This window comes from Oleiphilus sp. HI0066 (assembly GCF_001635725.1).
In genome coordinates this window covers 1-1076 of sequence record NZ_LWFH01001557.1, presented here as the reverse complement: position 1 = coordinate 1076, position 1076 = coordinate 1, and the positions used below count along the sequence as shown (strand labels likewise).

1 protein-coding gene is annotated in these 1076 nt (G+C 49.6%); it reads left to right on the top strand.

Features of this window, described 5'->3' with window-relative positions:
* Window positions 1–1076 (top strand): VCBS domain-containing protein (locus tag A3738_RS24595; protein WP_197474008.1); only part of this gene is annotated, 1076 nt, incomplete at both ends.

Genomic DNA, 1076 nt, shown 5'->3' with positions numbered 1-1076 from the left:
GGAGCGTTAAGTCGGGCGGCAGCTACGGTACATTGGTCGTGGATGCAAATGGCAAGTGGACGTACACCTTAGACGTGAGCAACCCTGCGGTTCAAGGTTTAGCGAGTGGTCAATCGATGATTGATCACATTACTGTTGAAGTGCGAGATGCGAGCTCAGGCGTAAGTACGCAAGTTATCGATGTCACGATTAACGGCGCCAATTCACAGCCCAATATTCAAGGTGTTGTTCAAGGTCTAGCGGTTGAGGATCAATTAAATGCTGTCACAGGTCAACTTCAGCATGGCGACCCAGATCAAGGGGATACCCACACCTGGTCTTTGGTGGGAGGAGGTCAATCACCATGGGGGAGCATGCAGGTTGATGCGAACGGCAAATGGACCTTTGTCTTAAATCAAAACAAGGCGCAACGCTTGGGCGATGGCGAAACGCACGAACTTGCGTTTCAAATTAAAGTGGCTGATCAACACAACGCAAGTGACACCCAAACCGTTAAGGTTGTGATTAATGGTACGAATGACGCACCTCAGATTTCTGGTGTCAGTATCGGGAATGTTCAAGAAAACGGCACCCTCAGAGCGGAGGGTCAATTGCAGCATGGTGACGTGGATGCCAACGACACACACACGTGGAAAGTATTGGCTGGCGGCTTAGGGGCCTTCGGAGTGATGACTGTCGATGCGCTAGGTAAGTGGACTTATGTGCTCGATCAGAACAAAGCACAAGCCTTATCAGATGGGCAAACAGCCACCGAAACTTTTCAGATTGAAGTGCAAGATCAACATGGTGAGCGCTCGGTGCAGACCGTAAATGTGCATGTCGATGGTGCAAATGATGTTCCTCAAATTACCGGCACTGATACAGGAAGGGCTATTGAAGGTTCTAGTATTGCAGCCGCAGGTTCTTGGACGGCTGTTGACCCTGACGCGCTTGATCAACATACCTGGTCCGTCGCAACGCCTGCTCAATATGGCACGCTGACAATTGATGCCAATGGCAATTGGTCTTATGTGCTTCATCAGCCGAATCATGCTGATATTGATCAGCTTGCTGATGGCGAATTAAAAACAGATACC